Raw genomic sequence first — 408 nt, 5'->3', positions numbered from 1 at the left:
CTCATAGAGATTTTTTCCGCCTTCATCTGTGTCATTTTTCCAGTAATCAGGAAATAGCTTCTCCATATCGCTTGGCATAAGTCCAGAGAAGATCGCGTTCCGGGCATATTGAGTGGCAGTAGGCAGGATGCTGTAAAAAGGGAATTCCTGTTCCTTTTTATAGTAGTTGTTGATCACGGGCTCAAAAGCCTTCCATTGATCATATCGCATATTATCGATGACTACCAGGAGGGTGGGTTGCTTTTCACTGATCTCCGGCAGTATCTTTTCCTTGAATAAGGTGTGTGACATAATTGGAGCATCGGCATTCTTCTCAAACCAGCTTGCATAATTCTTGTCGATGAACTTACAGAACTGGGAATTGGCTTCAGTTTTTTGTGACTCCAGGATCTCAAACATTCCCGTGTC

The 408-nt window shown here is 43.1% G+C and carries 1 protein-coding gene; it reads right to left on the bottom strand.

The genetic code is table 11. The annotated features are described in order from the left end of the window. Positions 1-408: PglZ domain-containing protein (locus tag HC175_RS19605; protein WP_168139799.1), on the bottom strand; the 408-nt coding region annotated here is incomplete at both ends.

The sequence above is a fragment of the Salinimicrobium oceani genome (assembly GCF_012037645.1).
This window is presented reverse-complemented; position numbering and strand designations above follow the sequence as displayed.